This is a genomic window from Massilia scottii (assembly GCF_030846495.1).
Classification (GTDB): domain Bacteria; phylum Pseudomonadota; class Gammaproteobacteria; order Burkholderiales; family Burkholderiaceae_D; genus Telluria_A; species Telluria_A violaceinigra.
Genome location: NZ_JAVCWM010000005.1, coordinates 314036 through 333519, shown reverse-complemented (window position 1 = coordinate 333519; position 19484 = coordinate 314036). Strand labels below are relative to the sequence as shown.

The window sequence follows — 19484 nt, the reverse complement described above, 5'->3', positions numbered from 1 at the left end:
TCTAGATTACGGTCTGGCGGGCGCGTGGTCTGTTCGGCAACGCACATAAGTGACAAAACGCAATTTTGTGTCTTTATCGGCGGCTGGTCTTGCCCGGCGGCGGGGCCACCGGCTTCTCGCGCGCCTCGGCCAGCAGGCGCGCGCAGCCGCTGTCCTTGCCCGGCCCGGTGTTGACCAGCGGCAGCAGGGCGGCCGCCGGCGCCGCCAGGCCGAGCGCCACCGCGCCGCCCGCTTTCAGGGCCAGCACGCCCTTGTCCACGCTCACGTCGGGCTTGGAGAAGCTGCCGCGCACGTGCAGGGGAGAACGCAGCGAAAAGATGCGCAAGCCCTTGGTCTTGGGGTTCAGGGTCAGGTCCATCTGTTCGTTGGCCAGGTTGATGGTGCCGTCGGCCGTGATGACCGCCTCGTCGGTATCGACGACGAAGGTGCGCGTCTGCATCAAGCCCTTGGTGACCTGGAAATCGGTGGCCATGCAATTGAGCTTGACCTGCTTGTCGCCAAATAATTTGGTCAGCACGATGTTGCCGATATTGAGGCCCATCTGTTCGAGCAGCATCTTGCTCACCGTGCCTTCATCGATCAGCGCCTTGATTTCGCCGTTGGAAGCGCCCAGCAGGGAGGCCACCGAATTGCCGGTGGCGGACAATTGGGCGTCGCCATTGATCTGGCCCACGGTCGCTTTCATTTCCTGAATCGACGGAAACAGTTCCTTGATGCGGATGTGGCGCGCGCTGACCTTGGCGGTGGCCTTGATGGCTTGCTTGCCCTTGCCGCTGCCGTCGAGCTTGATGGTCGAGGTCATGTTCCCGCCCGCCATCTCGAAATTCAGCGGCGCCAGGTTGAGCACCCCATCCTTGAGGATCAGGTGGGTGTTCAGCTTGCTGATCGGCAACTGCTTTTCGCGCACGATGCGCTCGGCGGCATAGCGCACATCGGCGTCGATGGCGGTCCAGCGTTCGGTGCGGAACGATTCGACCGGCAGCACCTTGCCGGCCGGCTGCACCGCGTCGACCCCGCGCGCTTCCTTGCTGGCGTTCGAGTCGGCGCCCACCAGCGGGCCCAGGTCGGCGAACTGCAGCAATTTGGAGGACACGCTGCCGCTCAGTTTGCCGCGCGGCTTGCCGGTCCGGTAGGCGAGGTGGCCGGCGATATCGCTGGAACCGACCTTGCCGGTGAATTTGTCGTAGACCCAGAGGCTGCTGGCTTCCCCCAGCTCGCCGGTCAGGCGGCCCTCGGTGCGAAAGGCCGGGGTTTCCGGCAGCAGCACCCCGGTCAGCGTATACAAGCGCGCCATGCTGGCGCCGGAGAGCTTCAGGCGCAGGTCGAGCGCGGCCAGCTTGGTCGGCTTGGTGAGCGTGCCTTCGACTTCGATGTGGGTCTTGCCCACGCGCAGGTCGGCCTGCACCGGGTAGGGCGTGGTCTGCTGCTTGAGCGAGAGTACCGCGCCAGCCTTGCCGCCGCCGGTGACCGGCCCGCCATTGTAGGTGCCGCGCAGCTTCCAGCTGATGCCGTAGGCGGGGTCGGCGTTGACGGTGTCGACGTCGGCCGTCAGGTCGATCTTTTCCACCTGATCGTTGAACTTGACCACGCCCTTGGTGAAGATCACCCGTTCGAGGTCGAGCTTCCAGCGCGCCGGCTTGTCTTCCTGGTGGAAGGTCCAGTTGTTCTTGCCATCCCTGGTGCGGCGCAGGTCGACCGCCGGCGCGTCGAAGCGCAGCACGGGAATGGCGATGGTCTTGTGCAGCAGCGCGAACGGGTTCAGCGAAAACGAAAACTGCTTCACGCTGGCCATGTCGCCCGCCCCTGCGCCGGGTGCATCCATGCCGGCCGGCTGGCCGACGTGGACATCGTTGGCGACCAGGTGCGGCCAGGGCACCAGGTCGCGCCAGGTGCGGTCGCGCCCGGCCATGAGGGTGGCCGGCTTTTCCCAGCTCAGCTTGAGGTCGCCGGCGATGACGAAGGGGCGGTCGATCGCTTCGCTGGCCTTGGCGTTGAGCCAGGGCCTGGCCTTGTTCCAGTCGTAGGTGAGCAGGATGGCCAGCGCGATGGCGGCAACGGCGACCAGCACGGCAAGGATGGCGAGAATGATCTTGGTGCGGCGCGCGAGCGGGGTGCGGCCGGATGGGACCGGGGCGGCTTGACTCATGACTATCCTTCTTGTGAAAGTAGGAACAGCTTAAGCGATAAGGGTAGCGCTCTTGTGTACGTTAGCGCACGGTCGCCAATGCCATTGCGCGTAAAACATTTGCTATGTGCGGCAGCGAACCGAACTTGCCAATAAATCAGCTTATAACGTTATCACGACATCATTACACCTCATGGAGAAACCCGATGAATGCACAAATCAAGACTCACGTCAGCAAAGTTCTTTGCGCCGCACTGGTTATGACACTGGCCGCCTGCGCCAGTTCGCAGAAAGCACCGGCAACGGCCGATGTGGCCGTGTCGAAGAACGCGGTTGAAAACGCAGTGAGCGCCGGCGCCGCCGACCTGGCTCCTGAAGAAATCAACGCAGCCCGCGCCAAGATGATGCGCGCCAACGAAGCCCTGGCCGCCAAGGATTACAAGCTGGCACGCGAACTGGCGACCCAGGCCCAGGCCGATGCCAAGCTGGCACAGAGCAAGGCCAATTCGACCAAGGCCACCACCGCCGCCAACGCACTGCAGGATGACCTGCGCGTGCTGCGCGAAGAAGTCGACCGCGCCAACAGGCCACAACAATAAGAACAGATTGACGCCGCGCGCCCTCACAGCGGCAGCGCAGGCCGCTTGGTCCGCGCACAGTACCACCCAGAGCACAAGAATACGATTGATTACCGCGCCAAGTGCGCTACGACAAGAAAAGGAAACACCTCCATGAAACATACATTGATCAAGTCCGCCATCCTCGCCTCCGTCCTCGCGCTGGGCGCCTGCAGCAGCGTGCCGACCACCACCCCGTTGCTCGATGAAGCCCGTGGCGCTTTCGTCGCCGCCAACAACAATTCGCGCGTGTCGACCTTCGCACCGCTGGAATTCAAGCAGGCCAGCGAAGCGCTGGAACAAGCCAACGCCGCCGCCGCCCGCAAGGATAGCCTGGAGCAGATCGACAAGCTGGCCTACCTGGCCAAGCAAAAGATCGCCACCGCACAAGAAGTAGCCAAACAGAAGCAGGCTGAAGCCGATATCGCCGCTTCCGGCAAAGAGCGCGACGCCGTGCGCCTCGAAGCGCGCACCGCCGAAGCGGACCGCGCCAAGATGGATGCCGCCGCCGCCAAGGCCGCCGCCGCCGCCGCCAACGCCGATGCGGCCGCCGCCCAGAACCAGGCTGCCGCCGCGCAAGGCCAGGTCGCCGCCGCCGAAGCCCAGACCCGCGAAGCCCAGGCCCGTGCCGCCCAGCTCGAGGCGATGATGACGGACCTGCAAGCGAAGAAGACCGAACGCGGCCTGATCATCACGATCGGCGACGTCCTGTTCGGCGTGAACCAGGCCAACCTGACCCCGAACGGCCAGGCCACCCTGCGCAAGCTGGCCGATGCATTGGCACAGAACCCGAACCGCACCGTGCTGGTCGAAGGGTTTACCGACAGTACCGGCAGCACCGCGTATAACCAGCAACTGTCCGAGCGCCGCGCCACCGCCGTGCGCGCCGCCCTGGTCGACATGGGTATTCCGCGCGACCGCGTGGCCATGCGCGCTTACGGCGAAGCATTCCCGGTTGCCGCCAACGATACGGCAGGCAACCGCCAGATGAACCGCCGCGTGGAAATCGTGCTGTCGAACGAAAACGCGACCATCGAACCACGCCGTTAATACCGAACACAATCGCAACAGATATTGAAGGAATCATCATGGAACAAAACACCAAGCCACTGGCGCACGGTTTCGACGTGCAAGCCATCCGCCAGGCAGCCGCCAATCTGGACGACGGCGCCGTGACGGACGGCTACGCCGCCGACCGTGAAGCGGTCATCAACATGCTGAACGACGCGCTCGCCACTGAACTGGTGTGCGTGCTGCGCTACAAGCGCCACTACTACACCGTCAGCGGCGTGGGCAACGGTCCGATCAAGGCCGAGTTCCTCGAGCACGCGCAGCAGGAGCAGGACCACGCCGACTCGCTGGCCGAACGCATCGTCCAGCTGAACGGTTCGCCGAATTTCAATCCGGCCACGCTGACCGCGCGCAGCCACGCCGAGTACGACGATTCGGACGATGTACAAGCCATGATCCGCTCGAACCTGATCGCCGAACGTGTGGCAATCGAGTCGTATCGGCAAATGATTGCCGCCATTGGCGACAAGGACCCGACCACCAAGCATCTGTTGATCAGCATCATGGCGGTCGAAGAAGAGCACGCAGACGACATGCGCGATCTGCTGGCGCATTAAGAGCAAAAACGGAAGCACTTTTCAGATTTTTTTCAACCCACCACTGGAGTTCATCATGTTAGATACCAATACCCGCACCAACGGCTCGGCCAACCTGAACGGCAATGTGAACGCAGTCCAGACCGATGTCAAAACCCTGGTCAAGGATGCACAGACCCTGCTGTCCGCAGCGGCCGCACTGACCGGCGAGAAAGCCGAAGACATGCGCGCACGCGGCATGGAAATGCTGGACGTGGCGCTGGGCAAGGCATCGCAAGTGCAAGGTCAAGCCATCGTCAAAGGTAAGGAACTGGCGCACACCGCCGATGTCTATGTTAAGGACAACCCATGGCGCACGATCGCTGCAGCAGCCAGCGTCGGCTTGCTGGTCGGCGTGATCCTGGGCCGTAAATAATTCAAGCCGGGAGAAGCCATGGACAAAACAACAGCTGCAGTGCATGGCCCCGGCCTGATGGGCGGCCTGACAGGGCTGGCAAAAAATATCTTCGGACTCGTGGTGTCGCGCGTGGAACTGGCGGCACTCGAGTTGTCCGAAGTGCGCAATCATGTCCTCGAACTGCTGGTGATCTTTTCGCTGGCGGTGCTGTGCGCCATGTTTGCGCTGGCCTACGGCACCGCGACAATCGTCGCGCTCGCCTGGGAAAGCATGGGCTGGAAAATCCTCCTGCTTATGTTTGCCGTGTTCATCGCCGTGACGATCGGCCTCGTGGTCAAGGCCAAGGCCATGCTCAAAGAGGGCAAGCTGGCTTTCCCAGAGACTATGAACGAACTCAAGAACGATCGTGACATGCTGCTGTAAGCGGCCATTCAGACGGGAGGATTACGATGGATAACATTATCGGGCTCGAAAAAACCCCGGACAAGGGTGGGGCCAAGACCGATTCGGTGTCTGAGCGCAAGGCGCGCCTGCTGCGCCAGGGCGATTTCTACCGCGTCGGCATTGCCCGTGCCAAGGCCCAGATCAAGCACGACTCGCGTCCCGACGTGCTGTTTCACTCGGCGCTCGACCATGCGACCTGGGCGGTCCGCTCGCGGATCGACAGCGTGCTGCATCCGACCGGCATCAGCGTGGCGTCGATCATGCCGTATGCGGCGACCATCATCGGTTTCATCACGCGGCGCCGGCTGATCAAGCCGGCGATCGGGGTGGCGGCGGTGGTCGGCGGCGTGGTCTGGTACCTGCAGCAACGCCGCACGCGGGACGCGCAGACCTTGTGAACTGGTTGGTGACCATGCCGGGCAAGCGAACCCGGCCTTGCAACAAGAACGGAAAAATATGGTGGGGCTTGAGCGGCGTCGTAATCTTCGGATTCGACGCCGTCTTTTTTTCCGCTAATCTCTTTCCTCTTTCCTTTTTACTCGATTCATCTTTTCATTCCGGCTATCCCATGACAGACATTAACAAACTCAATCCCGACAAGCTGCGTATTGTTCTCGTTTTGCAAGGCGGCGGCGCCCTGGGCGCTTACCAGGCCGGGGTGTACCAGGCGCTGCACGAGCACAAGCTGGTGCCGGACTGGATCGTCGGCACCTCGATCGGCGCCATCAATGCCGCGCTGATCGCCGGCAACGAGCAATCGGTGCGGCTGGAAAAGGTCAAGGCCTTCTGGGACCGGGTGTCGCATCCCGATATGCTGGACATGACGCGGGTCGACGACCGCCAGCGGCGCTCGAATATCTGGCTCAACACCTTCGATACCGTCATGCGCGGGGTGCCCGGCTTTTTCTCGCCGCGCCTGTTCAGCGGTTTTCCATACGGGATGACGGTGGCGCCCGAAGAAGCGTCTTTCTACGACACCCTGCCGCTGCGCGACACGCTCGATGAGCTGGTCGACTTCGACTACCTCAACGCCGAGGGCGGCATGCGCCTGACCGTCAATGCGGTCAATGTGCGCACCGGCGAACTGGCGCATTTCGACAGCCATAGCGGGCAGCTGTGCGCCGACCATGTGCGCGCCAGCGGCAGCCTGCCGCCGGCGTTCGCCCCGGTGCGCATCGGCGAGGAACTGTACTGGGACGGCGGCCTGTACTCGAACACCCCGCTCGAATCGGTGCTGCGCGAGCTGCCCGGCGGCGACACGATCTGCTTCATGGTCGATTTGTGGAGCGCGGAAGGGGAGGTGCCGGTGACGATGGATGAAGTGAGCACGCGCCAGAAGGATGTGACGTACGCCTCCCGCTCGAAACGCCATATCGAAGACTACAGCGCCACCCACGCGCTGCAGCACAAGCTGCGCCAGCTGTACGCGCGCTTGCCGGAGGCCGAGCGCACCGACGACGACCGGCGCGAACTGGCAGCGCTGGGCTGCGACGCCACCTTGCACATCGTGCGCATTCCCTATGCCGGCCACGACTGGCATATGGCGTCGAAAGACGTCAATTTTTCCAGGGGATCGATCGAGTGGCGCTGGGAGCAGGGCTATCGCGATGCATTGCGTGCGCTCAAGCATGCCGGGTGGCTGGAGATGGTGGCCGAAGAGACGGCCGTGGTGGTGCACGAATTGCCGCCGGAGCAGGACGACTGGGTCGCTGCGGCGGCGTAAGGGCCATGCCGGGGCCGGTCAGCCGCCCGCGGCTGCCTGGGCGCGCGCGCCGGCCATGTCTTTCTGATAGTTCGCTTGCGCTTCCTTGTTGCAGGCGCTGCGTTCGGCGGCGGGCAGGGCGCGGCAAGCGCCTTTGGCTTCCTGCAGGGCCGCGCCCATTTCCTTGCGCAGGGTGCGCAGGCGCGCTTCGGGGGTGGTATCCTCGCGCGACCAGCGCGCCGGGTCGCCGCGGGCGATTTCAGCCGCTTGCTGGCGCGCGGTGGCGGCCGGCACGTTCTGGTCGGTCGATGTCTGCGCCATCTGGGCGTGGGCCAGGCTCATGCCCATCAAACAGGCCGAGGCCAAGGCCGTGGCCAGGGCCGTGCGCAGCGCGCGGGAACATTGACTGGCGGTGTTGCGCGATGCGCTTGGCAGCGCGTTGGTAACAGGCTGGCTCATGGCAGCTCCTTTTCTTATGTTGCGATATGTTGCGATATGTTGCGATATGGTGGGGCGGCGGGGCAAAAAAAACCGGCGCACGCGGCGCCGGTTGGTCGACTTCTTACAGGCGCCCGGTGATGAGCAGCACGATCAGCACGATGACGATCAGGCCGGTGATGCCGGTTGGACCGTATCCCCAACTGCGGCTGTGGTTCCAGGTAGGAAGGACGCCGATCAGCGCAAGAATGAGAATAACGAGAAGAATGGTACCCATGGCGGGCTCCTTAAAAGTTGTCGAGCTGGCTGGCAGTTCGTGTTTTATTGTAAATTGGTGGGTAGTACGGTGAAATTAGTAACGGTAGACGCGGCCATCGACCAGACGCACGCGGTTGCCCACGCGCAGGTCGTACACGCTGTCCTGCACGATCGTGCGGGTTTCGCCATTTTCGAGGCGAACATGAATCTGGTACATGTCCTGGCCGCTGCCCGCATTGCGGTTCGCTTCGACCTTGTTGCCGACGACGGCGCCGCCGACTGCACCGGCGACCGTGGCCGCGGTACGGCCGCTACCGCTGCCGACCTGGTTGCCCACCAGCGCGCCGACGATGCCGCCGACCACCGCGCCGGTACCGTTGGTCTGGCCTTCGCTGCGCGTAACCTGGATCGATTCGATGGTGCCGTATCCGGCCGAGGCCGATACCTGGTTGCTGTAGCTGCCATTGTTGGCCGGCTGGGTCGCGCTGGTGCTGGCACAGCCGCTGAGGACGGCAGACACGGCGACCACGAGTGCTGCGATAGTCTGAGTCGATTTCATGTTGTTCTCCTGACAAAGTGTAGAGCCAGCATAATCAGCAACAACCCCCGGGTCTGTGCGTTGCCGCACCCAGTCTGCTGCGGCTGGGCTTGCATCAAACTGTTGGTTTTTTGCCACTAATCGCGCTGTGTTCGCCAGCGTACAGATATGCTGGTGCACTTCCCGTAAAACGTATCTCAGCGATATATTGTCACCGGAGAAAAGCAAAATGAAGCGAGCAGTTACCCCAGCCCTGATCGGCGCCTTCCTGATGTCGGCCTGCATGGCCGCCAGCGCGGCCACGCCGGAAGCGAAAGCGGCGTACAGCCAGGCCAGGGATGCGGCGAGCGCCGCTTACAAGGTGGCACGCGCGCGCTGCGACACCATGACCGGCAACCCGAAAGAGGTTTGCGTGGAAGAAGCCAAGGTGGCGCGCGTGCGCAGCGTGGAAGAAGCCACGGCCATCTACAAGAACACGCTCAAGGCTTACACCCAGTCGCGCCTGCAGATTGCCGCGGCCAGCTACGACCTCGACAGGGTCAAGTGCAAGGCATTGACCGGCAACGACAAGGATGTCTGCATCCAACAGGCAAAAGCGACCCTGATCGCGGCCCAGGCCGACGCCAGGGCCGACAGGAAAGCGATCGAAGCGCGCACCGATGCGCGCGACGATAAACGAACGGCCGAGTACAAAGTCGCGCTCGAAAAGTGCGACGCGTTCGCCGGAGCGGCCAAGGACACATGTGTCTCAGCCGCAAAATCGCAGTACGGGAAGTAAGCCGTCCTGCAACAGCTCACACCGAGCATATTTTTTGAACCACCCACCAAGGAGTCCACCATGAAAATCGCAAAACGTCTGTCGTCCATGCTGTTTGCCGCCACCCTCGTTGCCACCATGGCAGGTTGCGCTTCGACCGCCACCAAAGAAGGCACCGGCGAGTTTATCGATGACACCGTGATCACCGCCAAGGTCAAAGCATCGATCTTCAACGACCCGACGCTCAAGGCGTCGGAAATCAACGTTGAAACCTTCAAGGGCGACGTGCAACTGTCCGGTTTCGTGGCTGATCCTGCCGATGCCACCAAGGCGGCCGATGTGGCACGCGGCGTGAAGGGTGTAGTATCGGTAAAGAACGACGTACGTGTGAAGTAAGCTGAGCTCTTCAGGCTGGCCCGCAGTGGCCGGCCTGTGGCGCCGGCACTATAATGTGAAGATTTTATGCAGCTTGCAGATCCGATTCCGGCCCCCGCCAATGAACATCCCGCTCCATTCGTAGAGAGCGCCGCCGTCAAGGCAGCCCCCGCCGAACCCGGCGCGGAGCATCACGATCCCCTTGTTTCGAGCGCCGCGCACCCCTTGCGCCTCCCGATCCATGTCAACGCGCGCGGGCTGGCGCTGGGCATCATCGCGACGATTGCCTTTGTCTATGCGCTGCAGTGGTCGCAAAAATTCCTGGTCCCGCTCTTGCTCGGGATCTTCATCGCCTACACCCTCAACCCCGTGGTCCTGTGGCTCGAACGGCGCCTGCGCATCCAGCGCGCCATCGGCGCGACCATCGTCACGGTCGCCATCCTGGCCTCGATGGCTGGCGTGCTGAACCGGGTGCAGGGCGAGTTTTTCAACATCATCGATGAATTGCCGAAGATTACGCAGAAAGTCACGCGCCTGCTGACCAATGCCAGCGGCGGGCAGCCGAGCACGATCCAGCAGATGCAGGCAGCCGCCTCCCAGATCGAACAGGCCACCTCCAGCGTGGGCGGGCAGCGCCAGGCGGCGCGCAAGGCCATGCCGGCCGCCGCTGCCGCCGGCGGCACGTTCAAGATCATGGACTGGGTGCTGGCCGGCTCGATGGGCTTCATCGGCTTCATCACCCAGGCCACGATGGTGGTGTTCCTGGTGTTCTTCCTGCTGCTGTCGGGCGATACCTTCAAGCGCAAGCTGGTCAAGCTGACCGGGCCGTCATTGAGCCGCAAGAAGGTCACCGTGCACATCCTGGACGATATCAACACCTCGATCCAGAACTATATGTTCATGCTGCTCGTTACCAATACCTTGCTGGCGCTGATGATGTGGGTTGCCCTGCGCGCGCTCGGGCTGGAAAATGCCGGCGCCTGGGCCATTTTTGCCGGGCTGATGCACATCATGCCGTACTTCGGTCCGCTGCTGATCACCGCCCTGACGGGGCTGGTTGCCTTCATGCAGTTTGAATCGCTGGAAATGGTGCTGCTGGTGAGCGGGGCCTCGCTTGCCATCGCGACCCTGGTCGGCACCGTCATCGCCACCTGGATGACCGGCAAGATCGCCAAGATGAACCCGACCGCCGTGTTCGTCAGCCTGCTGTTCTGGGGCTGGCTGTGGGGCATGTGGGGCTTGCTGCTGGGCGTGCCGGTGGTGGTGATGATCAAGGTCGTGGCCGAACGGGTCGAAGGCATGGAAGTGCTGGCCGAGCTGCTGGGCGAGTAAGTTTGGCCTTCAGTCGGGCGAGCATGACGGCGGCGGGGCAGGGCGCGTGCCTTTGCGCCCGCGCCGCCGTATGTTAGGCTTGCAGATCGTCAATTCAGAAGCGCGCTTCGTCCATGCTCCAGTTTAAAAATTTCGCGATTAAAGATGTCGCGATGAAGCTCTCCAGCGCTGCCGCTGCCATCCTGTGCGCCGGCCTGCTGTCGGGCGCCGCCTGTGCGCAATCGGTGGCCTTCAGCTTCGATGACGGACCGTCGCTGGCCGAGACGCCGCGCCTGTCGCCGCAGCAGCGCAACCAGGCCATGCTTGATGCGCTCGCCAAGCACAAGGTGAAGGCGGCGCTGTTCGTTACCGCCGGCAACGGCGCCGACAAGCGCGCCGGCCATGCGCTGGCACGCGCCTGGGGCGAGGCCGGCCACGCCATCGGCAACCATACGATGACCCATCCCGACCTCGACAGCGCCAAGCTCAGCCTGGCGCAGTACCAGCAGGAAGTGATGGACTGCGACAAGATCATCGCCACCTTGCCCGGTTACCAGAAATGGTTCCGCTACACGTATCTGCGCGAAGGCAACACGCCCGAGAAGCGCGACGGCATGCGCGCGTTTCTCGCCGCGCAGGGCTACCGCAACGCGTATGTGAGCCTCGATACGAGCGACTGGCGCCTCGACGATCACCTGACCGGACTGCTCGCCAACAACAGCAAGGCCGACCTGGCGCCGCTGAAAAAAGTCTACCTGGCGCACGTGCGCCAGCGGGCCCTGGCGTACCGCGCCTTGTCGCAGCGCCTGCAGGGCCGCGACATCGCCCAGGTCATGCTCATGCATCACAACCTGATCAACGCGCTGTTTCTCGATGACGTGATCGGCATGTTCAAGGAGATGGGCTGGACCATCGTGTCGCCGGCCCAGGCCTTCGAGGACCCGGTGTATCAACTCGTGCCGCAACGCGCCGCACCGGGGCAGAGTCTGCTTCTATCGATGTCGCGCAGCCTCGGGGTGGACAAGTTTGATGGCTGGGAACGACTGGTCGACGACGGCGATGCCGATATCGCCAGCCTGAAAGCACAAGGATACTAAGAATACATGCTCGCCAATTTACCTTACGAATTACAGATCGCGCTGCGTTACACCAGCGCGCAACGCCGCAGCGAACGCAATCCCATGCTGTCGGTCATTTCCCTCATTTCGGTCAGCGGCATTGCGCTGGGCGTGGCCGCGCTGATTGTCGTACTGTCGGTGATGAATGGCTTCCAGAAGGAAGTGGCGGCGCGCATGCTGTCGATGATTCCGCATATCGAAGTCATCGACGAGCGCGGGGGCCTGCCCGACTGGGAGCGGACGCTGGCGCAGGCGCGCAGCAATCCGGCCGTGTCCGGCGGCGCGCCGTTCGTCACCTTGCAGGGCATGTTGCTGTACGACGAAACCATGCGGCCGGTGGCGGTGCAAGGCATCTTGCCGTCGGCCGAGAAGACGGTGTCCGCCATCGCCGAGCGCATGAAGGACGGAAAACTGGACGATTTGCAGCCGGGCCGCTTCAATATCGTGCTCGGCTATGAGCTGGCTAACAAGCTGAGCGTGAAGGCGGGCGACAAATTGTCGCTGCTGGTGGCGCCGCAGGGCGGCAACGCTACCTCGTGGACGCCGCGCCGGCAGGTATTCACGGTGACGGGATTGTTCAATGTGGGGCATAACGATTTCGATTCCGGGGTGGCCCTGGTGCATATCGACGATGCGCGCGCTGTTGAACAGCTGGAACTGCCTTCCGGGCTGCGCCTGAGCTTGCACGATTTGCACCAGGCGCCGCGGGTGGCGCAGGAATTAATGGCGAGCATGCCCGAGCATCTGATGTTTCGCGACTGGACGCGCCAGAACGAGGTGTGGTTCGCGGCCCTGCAATCGCAAAAGCGCATGATGTTCTTGATTCTGGTGCTCATTATTGCGGTGGCGGCGTTCAATCTGGTGTCGACCCTGGTGATGAAGGTCAACGACAAGCAGGCCGATATTGCGATCCTGCGCACCCTGGGCGCGTCGCCGCGTTCGATCATGGCGGTGTTCATGATGCAGGGGGCGCTGGTGGGCGTGATCGGGACCGCGGCCGGGGTGGCTGCGGGCGTGCTGTTTGCGCTCAATATCGATGTGATCATGCCGGTGGTGGAGAAGCTGCTGGGCAGCAAGCTGCTGTCGAAAGAGATCTACTTCCTCAGCTCGGTGCCGTCGGACCCGCAATGGCAGGATGTGGCCATGATCGGCGGGGTCTCGGTGGCGCTGGCGTTCCTGGCGACCTTGTATCCGAGTTACGGCGCGGCGCGGATCAATCCGGCGGAGTCCTTGCGCTACGAGTAAGAGGAGTCTGTTCGCCATGCATCGCTCTTGTCAGAACGTGGCACAAGCTGCATAACGGACGAGCCGTTCGCAACATTTTCGATTCGCCCACTTCTCGATTTTGAAGGATGAGGCGCTGCGGCGTGGGCCGCCGCCGGCAGGACAGGTGGGGCTTTGTGCGTCCACAAGTCAATGGTGAATTCGATCTCATGTGACGTAGTCTTAACGCCTTCTAAGCTTAGGGAAGTGCTGATTTGATCGCCAGCGGCCGTTTCGCCAGTCCGTCCGACCTGAGACAATAGCGGCACGTTCATTTCCGACCAGACGATCATGCAGAGAAGCTTTTCCGGTTTGAGCGCTACCTGCGACGTCATACTTGCGAGGAGTAAGTCAGGCACGCTTGGCAATCAATCGCCGCCTTCCGAGCGCGCAATGGCGGCGAACTGTTGTGCGATTGCCGCTTCCAGCATTGCCTTAAATTCCTCGTGAAACCATGTGCATGCCGCACTTGGGTCGAGGCAGCGTGAGCTATTTTTCTTTCCTGGGAATCCGGTTACTATCTGGCGGCAGGCCTTGATGTTGAACGGAACCATTCCCACCCGGGTCTGGCCAAAAGCAATCGCAACGATCGGCTCGCCCGTCCTGGGCTAGTCGAACAACCAGCAGCTTCACCGAAGCTTGGAAAGCGACCATGCACCTTCACAAACTGTTGTCCTTGCGTTTCGCGCTTGCAACTGCGGCAATGTCCCTTATGTTATCCACCAACTCCTTCGCCTTGAACGTGACTGTCGTGCAAGGACAGTCCTGTCCGGCCAACACGACCTTGCTGGGCTATCAGGAAGCCGAAGCCAACAAGGCGGAGCTATGCACCAAGCTCGGCCAGTGGGATATTGCCCGCATTGGCGGCGGTGGCGCGATGGACGGATCCGGTTATCGTTGCGGCATGAGGCCGCAGGACACGCGCGCGCTCAATGCTGTCGTGTGCGTGGTGCCACTTGCCGCGCCTGCCCCCGATTACGTGCAGCGTTTTGCCCCCGAACTGCGCCATGACAGGGCGTCAAACGGCTATCCGATGTCGGCGCAAGTATTCTACGAGGCGATGAAAAATTACAGGGCCGGCGCCTTCCGTGTTGAAAATACCGATCGCGCAACGCTTGCCGGCGGCGCCATTCCGACCTACTACCAGGCCAGGATGATCGGCCGTCAGACGCGCATCAACTACTGGTGGTTCTCCGGTTACCAGCACGCCTGTTTTGCCGGACAAGGTAGCCATAACGGCGACTGGGAACACGTCACGGTGATCCTGACGGAGGACCGCAGCGCAGTTGCCGCTGTCAGCTACTACCAGCATGGGGACCACTACACACGGATTGCCGGCCCGCGTGCCGCGCCCTGCACCCCAGATGGCGTCGGGCGTTGTTCCGGCCCGCGCGGTTTCCCCATGAATGGCACGCACCCCGTTGTCTATTCAGGAAAATACGCGCATGGTTCCTACCACGACAGCAATTCCTTTGGTCCGCCGGGCCCGACCGAGTGCGCACAATTTGGCGATTACCGCAATCCGGCATCGTCCGCCGACTATTTGCAGAGCTGGCGCAATCTGGTTGATCTTGATGGCAATCAGGAGCCCTGGATCAACGATGATCGGACAGCGAGCTGGGCCTGGGGACCGGACGGTATCAGCACCCATCCAACCCAGCGCTCGCCGGTCGATGCCGAGCATGCGGCGTCTTGCACGGGGAGCGCCATGTTCGGGGTTGCCAATGCCGGCTGCTATCAGTCTGAATGCCTCGCTGGCGACGATCAAGCCTTCGATACCTGCCTTAAGGAATGCAAATCGGGCTATACCAATATGGGCCTGACATGCAACAAGGGCCGCTGGCCTTGGGAATGGTCCGTCTACGCGAGAAACAAATACAATTTCAATTACAAAATTCCTGCGCAAGACGCCGGCCTGATTCGGCGGCGCAATACGGGAAGTGAGTGGGATTTACCGTAAGGCGACAAGGGCGATCTCGCGACGAACGCGCGATCGCCCCAGCGCACGCGGCGATTACAGTGCTTTTCTGACGGGAACGCGCGGCGCGCAAACACCACCCAGGCTAGCGGACCATCTGGCATGCCTGTTTGTACCCTCCATCGCAACAGGCCTGGTAGAGCGTCCATGCGGCAGCACTGTCCTGGGACACGTCGGCCCCACGGTGGTACAGGTGCAGCGACGTGCCATGAGCCGGTTTCGTGGCGCGACGGCAAAATGGCAGCCGCGATATGGTGGTTCATGCGCTTGAATCGCCTATCTGCCGCCTTCACTTCGTGGATGAAGGTGACGCGCTGACCGCGCCCTCCGGGTTGGCGCAGCCGATCAGCACATCCTCAACTTCACCCGGCTCGATGTTGGCGCGCGCGATGGCCGCCCGCAGCACATGGCCGCCCAGCGTGGCGCCGTGGGGTCATGTTGAAGGCGCCCTTCCACGATTTGGCCAAGCCCGTGCGGGCGGTCTAGCGTGTGTCTCTCCTGGTATGGGATGAATGGTCTGTGCCCGGCGGCGTTGGCCCGCCGCCGGGTGGATCGATACGGGAATAGCACAATTTAGTACGGTCGTTCGCAAATTTATTTGGTGAACGCTTCGCCTCCAAAGCATGCCGCCCAAAGCGCTGCATGTCGGTCATGAAAGCGTCACATTATGTCGAGACCGCCGCGTTTATCGACTGGCAAGGTATCAAATGGTTTGCCAGAGCGAGGCGACGCGTCGCTCTCGCTGTTTCAAGAAAAACCAGATCCGTGGAAAATTTAATGCTTATTGCATTTGCGTTACAAATTGATGACAATTTTCCGCTTGATCTCCTTGTCCACCTTGTCTAATCATTTGCGCCGGCCTCCTATTTTCTTCGTCGTCACCAAGCTTTTATATTTCCCGGCTTGACTTTCAATATTGCCTTATATAGAATTCGGCGCCATGATTAACTTGCACGCCGATAAAACGGCGCCATTCCAATAAGATAATACACTGTCAAAAAAGAATAATATTATGATAAAAGATATTACCTTAAGAAAAGCCATTCCACGAGATGCCGCTCGGATCGTCGACCTCTACCAGAGCGTCTACCAAGGTGATTACAGTGATCCAATGATGTCGGAGACGGCGCGACTGCGCGCTGCGCTCGGGCGGGATGACTATTACTGGATTGTGGCGTCCATCGATGACCGAATTGTTGGTTCCGTTGTCTATCAGCACACGCTCACCGGGTTTGCCAAAGTCTTTGGCGCAGTCATTGAAAATGACTGTCGCGGACAGAATTTGACGGAACGGATGATGGAATTCGGCTATGCGCAATTGCGCGCCATCGCACATGTCGAAGTCGTCTACGCCACAACCAGAACGGTTTCTTCGGCACCGCAAAAATTGACGGCGAATCTGGGCTACCGAAAACTGGGAATTTTCCCAAATGTTCACAAGACGAGTGGGTATGAAACGCATTGCCTTACTGCATTATTTACGAAAAGCGCGTTCGATTCGCGCTTTACCGATTTTGCCCTGCATCCACGCCTGCGTCCCCTTTTTGAAATCGTCCGGCGCGAATGCGGCTTGCCCGCGATTCCCGACGATTGGATTCCCCATACCAGCGCCGAAAATTTCTCGCGCGCACGCTCCGCGCTGGAACTCGAATTGATCCATGCACCGCGCCTGACCAAGCGCCGTTTTGACGAGGGCAAGAACATGCTGGTGGCGCAAGACCACCATACTTTTTTCCCGTTTCAAGAACCCAATCTGCTGATCAGCTCGGCCGATCAGGACGTGGAGGTTTTCTGTTATTTCTCAGAGACGGACAAACATTGCGTGTTGATCGGCATTCACGATTTGTGCAATGCAGGATTCGCCGATATCGTGGAAAAGGCATCGGTAATCTTGCAAGACCTGGGTGTGCGCTATATCGAATTCATTATTCGCGCCGATGAGTCGGAGAAAATAGAAAGCGCAATGCAAGCCGGTTTCATTCCCTGCGCCTATTTCCCCGCCATGCATTTGATTGGCGCGCAGCGCTATGATTTCGTCATATTCAGCCGATCTTATGAAATACTGAATTTCAGAAATATCCGCCTGGAAGGCGTTAATCGCGAATATTTGAACCAGTATCTGCAACTCTGGAAAAAAAATTCGCTGGAGCCGGAACCGGCGTGCGCAGCGTGACAGGATTATCATGAAATTTTCAATGGCAGTATTCAAGGACCAGAATTCATCCCGGCTTTTCGCCGGGCAATTCATTTCACAAATCTGCGACAAGATGATGACCCTCGGCCTGGTCTGGGTTATTTCGCAGGAGCAATCCATACAAATGATACCGTGGTTCCTGGCGATAGGCGCGCTTCCCCATCTGTTGCTGGCCAGCAGTGGGGGCAAGCTGGTGCAAAGAATCGGCGTCCTGAGGACACTGATACACACCGACGTATTAAGGGGCATCATCTTCTTGCTGGTCGGACTGTTGTGGCTCGCCTATTTCAAGCACCATTCGCTGACCACGCTATTTATCCTGACGTTTGTTTCAAATTTGCTTGGCGCGCTGTTCAATATCGCTGTCTTTACGCTGCCCGGGCTCATGCCAAAAAAGGAATTGGTCCCACAGTTGACCGCCATGGTCGATTCCTGCTTTTCCCTGGGGACGGTAGTTGGGCCAGCGATTTCCGCCTTGCTCTATCCTTGGCTTGGTTTGTCGGGTCTGCTTGTATTGAATGGGCTTAGCTATTTGCTGGCGGCAGGGCTGGAAGGGGGAATCCGGCTCGGTCCTGCTGATCCGGAAACGGTCGAATCGGAGCCGGCGAATGCCGACATGGCGCCAGCGATACCCGGGCGGTCGATGTTTGCCGATCCCTTGATACGCTTCATGTTGTCGGCATTTTTCCTGATGAATCTTGCGCTGACACCCTTGATGGCCTTGCTCCCCTTGTTTGTCCAGACCCGATTCGCCGGCAATCTTGCCATGCTGGCCGCCTTCGAGGTGTCGATCGGCATGGGGATGGTGGCGGGAAGTTTGTTGCTTTCGGTCGCGGAATTTCCGCTCAACAGGGGCAAGCGGGCGATCGCCGGCTTGAGCGCCGTGTCCCTGCTCTACCTTTTCTTTGGCTTGAACCACAATCCCGTATTGGCTTGCCTGGCACTGGCTGGCTTGGGGCTGGCACTGGCCGTCGTCAATGTGTCGCTATTGACGCTGTTTCAATCGCGGCCCGCGCCAGCCGATGTCCCCGTGGTCATGAGCTGGGTCAATACGATCAGTATTGGCGCCTTGCCGATATCGATGTTGATGGTGGGAAGCTTGATTGAAAAAATCGATTTGACAAAAATGACGATATGTCTCGCGCTCGGGTTGTTGACGATATCACTGGCCACCGCATTTTATCGGGAATTTAGGGAAATATGAATATCAAGACTATGCACGCGGTCCAGGGCGTTTGCGAACAACGCCATCCCTTCGCTTCCTCCGCCGCGCAGGAATCGATGTTTGTCGATGCCATGAAGGAAAATATCAACTGGCACCAGGAGCGATCGCCATTTTATCGGAAATTGCTGGAAATGAAACAATTTGATGCCGCCACGCTGACCTCGATCGATGACCTGGCGAGCATCCCCTTTGTTCCGGCGACGTTTTTCAAGTCGCACGAACTTCTTTCGGTTGCGCGCGATGACATCAAGCTGCACCTGACTTCTTCCGGAACGACCGGTCAAAAGTCGCAAGTCTCGTTTGATGCCTGGTCATTGAGCGCCGGGCAAAAGATGATCGACGCGGTCTTCGAGCACTTTGGCTGGAACACGCCGGATGTCAAGACCAACTATCTGCTGTATTCGTATGAAACCGCATCGGATTCGCAACTGGGAACGGCCCACACCGACAATTTCCTGTGCAAGTATGCACCCGTTGCATCGGCATTTTATGCTTTGCGCAGGACCGGCGCGCCAACAACGGCGACGGGCGGCGCGTCGCACGAGTTCGATGTTTTTGGTTGCATCGAAAAGCTGCAACACTACGCCGCGGAAGGTCTTCCAGTACGCATTTTCGGTTTCCCGGCATTTCTGTTTTTTACACTGAAGCGGATGCGCGAGCTGGGCTTGCCGCCGCTCAAACTCTCCGCCGATTCGCTGGTATTCCTCGGCGGTGGATGGAAAGGCAATGCCGACCAGGCGATCGCCAAACACGATCTGTACGCCCGCATTCACGAGCAGCTTGGCATTCCCGACCTGCGTATCCGCGACAGCTTCGGCTCGGTCGAGCATGCCGTCCCGTACGCGGAGTGCGCACACCACCAATTTCATGTTCCCGTCTGGTCGCAGGTGATCATCCGTGATGTGCGGACCCTGAAACCACGGAAATTCGGTGAAGCGGGCTTTCTGCAATTTCTCACGCCCTACATCACCTCAGTGCCTGCCCAGAGTGTCTTGATGGGCGACATGGCGACACTGTATCCCGGCGAATCCTGTGCTTGCGGAAATGAGCGGCCGTATTTCGTCATTCACGGACGGGCTGGAACAAGTAAAAATAAAAGCTGCGCCATTGCGGCGGCTGAACTGTTGAGGCGGTAAT

20 protein-coding genes and 1 pseudogene are annotated in these 19484 nt (G+C 60.4%); 16 read left to right on the top strand and 5 right to left on the bottom strand.

Features of this window, described 5'->3' with window-relative positions:
• Nucleotides 1-73: 73 nt before the first annotated feature.
• On the bottom strand, nt 74-2146 hold the full coding sequence (locus tag RBA41_RS09205) for an AsmA family protein (RefSeq protein ID WP_306623273.1): 2073 nt from the start codon (nt 2144-2146) through the stop codon (nt 74-76).
• Between the two features lie 185 nt (nt 2147-2331).
• On the opposite strand from RBA41_RS09205, the gene RBA41_RS09200 reads away from it, so the two are divergent.
• From RBA41_RS09200 to RBA41_RS09170, 7 genes are all read left to right on the top strand, one after another.
• Entirely contained in the window at nt 2332-2724 is a 393-nt protein-coding gene (locus RBA41_RS09200; protein ID WP_306623272.1) for a DUF4398 domain-containing protein, read from the top strand.
• Between the two features lie 132 nt (nt 2725-2856).
• Nucleotides 2857-3792, top strand: coding sequence for an OmpA family protein (locus RBA41_RS09195; protein ID WP_306623271.1), 936 nt, complete (start codon nt 2857-2859; stop codon nt 3790-3792).
• Between the two features lie 38 nt (nt 3793-3830).
• Nucleotides 3831-4370: a ferritin-like domain-containing protein gene (locus RBA41_RS09190; protein ID WP_306623270.1), complete on the top strand. Its 540-nt coding sequence runs from the start codon at nt 3831-3833 to the stop codon at nt 4368-4370.
• 55 nt (nt 4371-4425) lie between these two features.
• Nucleotides 4426-4764, top strand: coding sequence for an ElaB/YgaM/YqjD family protein (locus RBA41_RS09185; RefSeq protein ID WP_099881018.1), 339 nt, complete (start codon nt 4426-4428; stop codon nt 4762-4764).
• 18 nt (nt 4765-4782) lie between these two features.
• Nucleotides 4783-5169: a phage holin family protein gene (locus RBA41_RS09180; protein ID WP_306623268.1), complete on the top strand. Its 387-nt coding sequence runs from the start codon at nt 4783-4785 to the stop codon at nt 5167-5169.
• 26 nt (nt 5170-5195) lie between these two features.
• Nucleotides 5196-5588: a hypothetical protein gene (locus RBA41_RS09175; protein ID WP_306623267.1), complete on the top strand. Its 393-nt coding sequence runs from the start codon at nt 5196-5198 to the stop codon at nt 5586-5588.
• Nucleotides 5589-5758: 170 nt separating this feature from the next.
• Nucleotides 5759-6913 (top strand): patatin-like phospholipase family protein, encoded by a 1155-nt coding sequence (locus RBA41_RS09170; RefSeq protein WP_306623266.1) that lies wholly within the window; start codon nt 5759-5761, stop codon nt 6911-6913.
• 18 nt (nt 6914-6931) lie between these two features.
• On the opposite strand, the gene RBA41_RS09165 is transcribed toward RBA41_RS09170, so the two are convergent.
• The 3 genes from RBA41_RS09165 to RBA41_RS09155 form a co-directional block, all read right to left on the bottom strand.
• Complete coding sequence (locus tag RBA41_RS09165; RefSeq protein ID WP_306623265.1) at nt 6932-7351, bottom strand: hypothetical protein; 420 nt, start codon at nt 7349-7351, stop codon at nt 6932-6934.
• Between the two features lie 103 nt (nt 7352-7454).
• Nucleotides 7455-7607, bottom strand: coding sequence for a DUF3309 family protein (locus tag RBA41_RS09160; protein WP_099881010.1), 153 nt, complete (start codon nt 7605-7607; stop codon nt 7455-7457).
• Between the two features lie 75 nt (nt 7608-7682).
• Nucleotides 7683-8147, bottom strand: coding sequence for an outer membrane lipoprotein (locus RBA41_RS09155; RefSeq protein WP_306623264.1), 465 nt, complete (start codon nt 8145-8147; stop codon nt 7683-7685).
• Nucleotides 8148-8355: 208 nt separating this feature from the next.
• On the opposite strand from RBA41_RS09155, the gene RBA41_RS09150 reads away from it, so the two are divergent.
• The 6 genes from RBA41_RS09150 to RBA41_RS09125 all read left to right on the top strand — a co-directional run bounded on the left by RBA41_RS09150 (nt 8356) and on the right by RBA41_RS09125 (nt 14910).
• The gene (locus tag RBA41_RS09150) at nt 8356-8904 is read left to right on the top strand and encodes a hypothetical protein (RefSeq protein ID WP_306623263.1); all 549 of its coding nucleotides are present in this window, start codon (nt 8356-8358) and stop codon (nt 8902-8904) included.
• A 60-nt stretch (nt 8905-8964) separates the two neighbouring features.
• A complete protein-coding gene (locus RBA41_RS09145) occupies nt 8965-9279 on the top strand; it encodes a BON domain-containing protein (RefSeq protein ID WP_099881004.1) in 315 nt (104 codons plus the stop codon).
• A gap of 66 nt (nt 9280-9345) precedes the next feature.
• A complete protein-coding gene (locus RBA41_RS09140; protein ID WP_306623262.1) occupies nt 9346-10590 on the top strand; it encodes an AI-2E family transporter in 1245 nt (414 codons plus the stop codon).
• A 152-nt stretch (nt 10591-10742) separates the two neighbouring features.
• Nucleotides 10743-11666, top strand: coding sequence for a polysaccharide deacetylase family protein (locus tag RBA41_RS09135; RefSeq protein WP_306623261.1), 924 nt, complete (start codon nt 10743-10745; stop codon nt 11664-11666).
• A gap of 6 nt (nt 11667-11672) precedes the next feature.
• Nucleotides 11673-12932 (top strand): lipoprotein-releasing ABC transporter permease subunit, encoded by a 1260-nt coding sequence (locus RBA41_RS09130; RefSeq protein WP_306623260.1) that lies wholly within the window; start codon nt 11673-11675, stop codon nt 12930-12932.
• Between the two features lie 670 nt (nt 12933-13602).
• Nucleotides 13603-14910, top strand: coding sequence for a hypothetical protein (locus tag RBA41_RS09125; protein WP_306623259.1), 1308 nt, complete (start codon nt 13603-13605; stop codon nt 14908-14910).
• 325 nt (nt 14911-15235) lie between these two features.
• Here the strand turns inward: RBA41_RS09125 and RBA41_RS09120 are convergent.
• A pseudogene (locus RBA41_RS09120) lies at nt 15236-15395 on the bottom strand (acetyl-CoA C-acyltransferase); the annotation flags it as partial.
• A 545-nt stretch (nt 15396-15940) separates the two neighbouring features.
• Here RBA41_RS09120 and RBA41_RS09115 point away from each other — a divergent pair.
• The 3 genes from RBA41_RS09115 to RBA41_RS09105 are packed head-to-tail and all read left to right on the top strand — an operon-like array spanning nt 15941 to nt 19483.
• A complete protein-coding gene (locus RBA41_RS09115) occupies nt 15941-17101 on the top strand; it encodes a GNAT family N-acetyltransferase (RefSeq protein ID WP_306623258.1) in 1161 nt (386 codons plus the stop codon).
• A gap of 10 nt (nt 17102-17111) precedes the next feature.
• Nucleotides 17112-18326: an MFS transporter gene (locus tag RBA41_RS09110; RefSeq protein WP_306623257.1), complete on the top strand. Its 1215-nt coding sequence runs from the start codon at nt 17112-17114 to the stop codon at nt 18324-18326.
• The gene (locus RBA41_RS09105; protein WP_306623256.1) at nt 18323-19483 is read left to right on the top strand and encodes a LuxE/PaaK family acyltransferase; all 1161 of its coding nucleotides are present in this window, start codon (nt 18323-18325) and stop codon (nt 19481-19483) included. Before RBA41_RS09110 ends, RBA41_RS09105 begins: the two co-directional genes overlap by 4 nt.
• The last annotated feature ends 1 nt before the right edge of the window (nt 19484 follow it).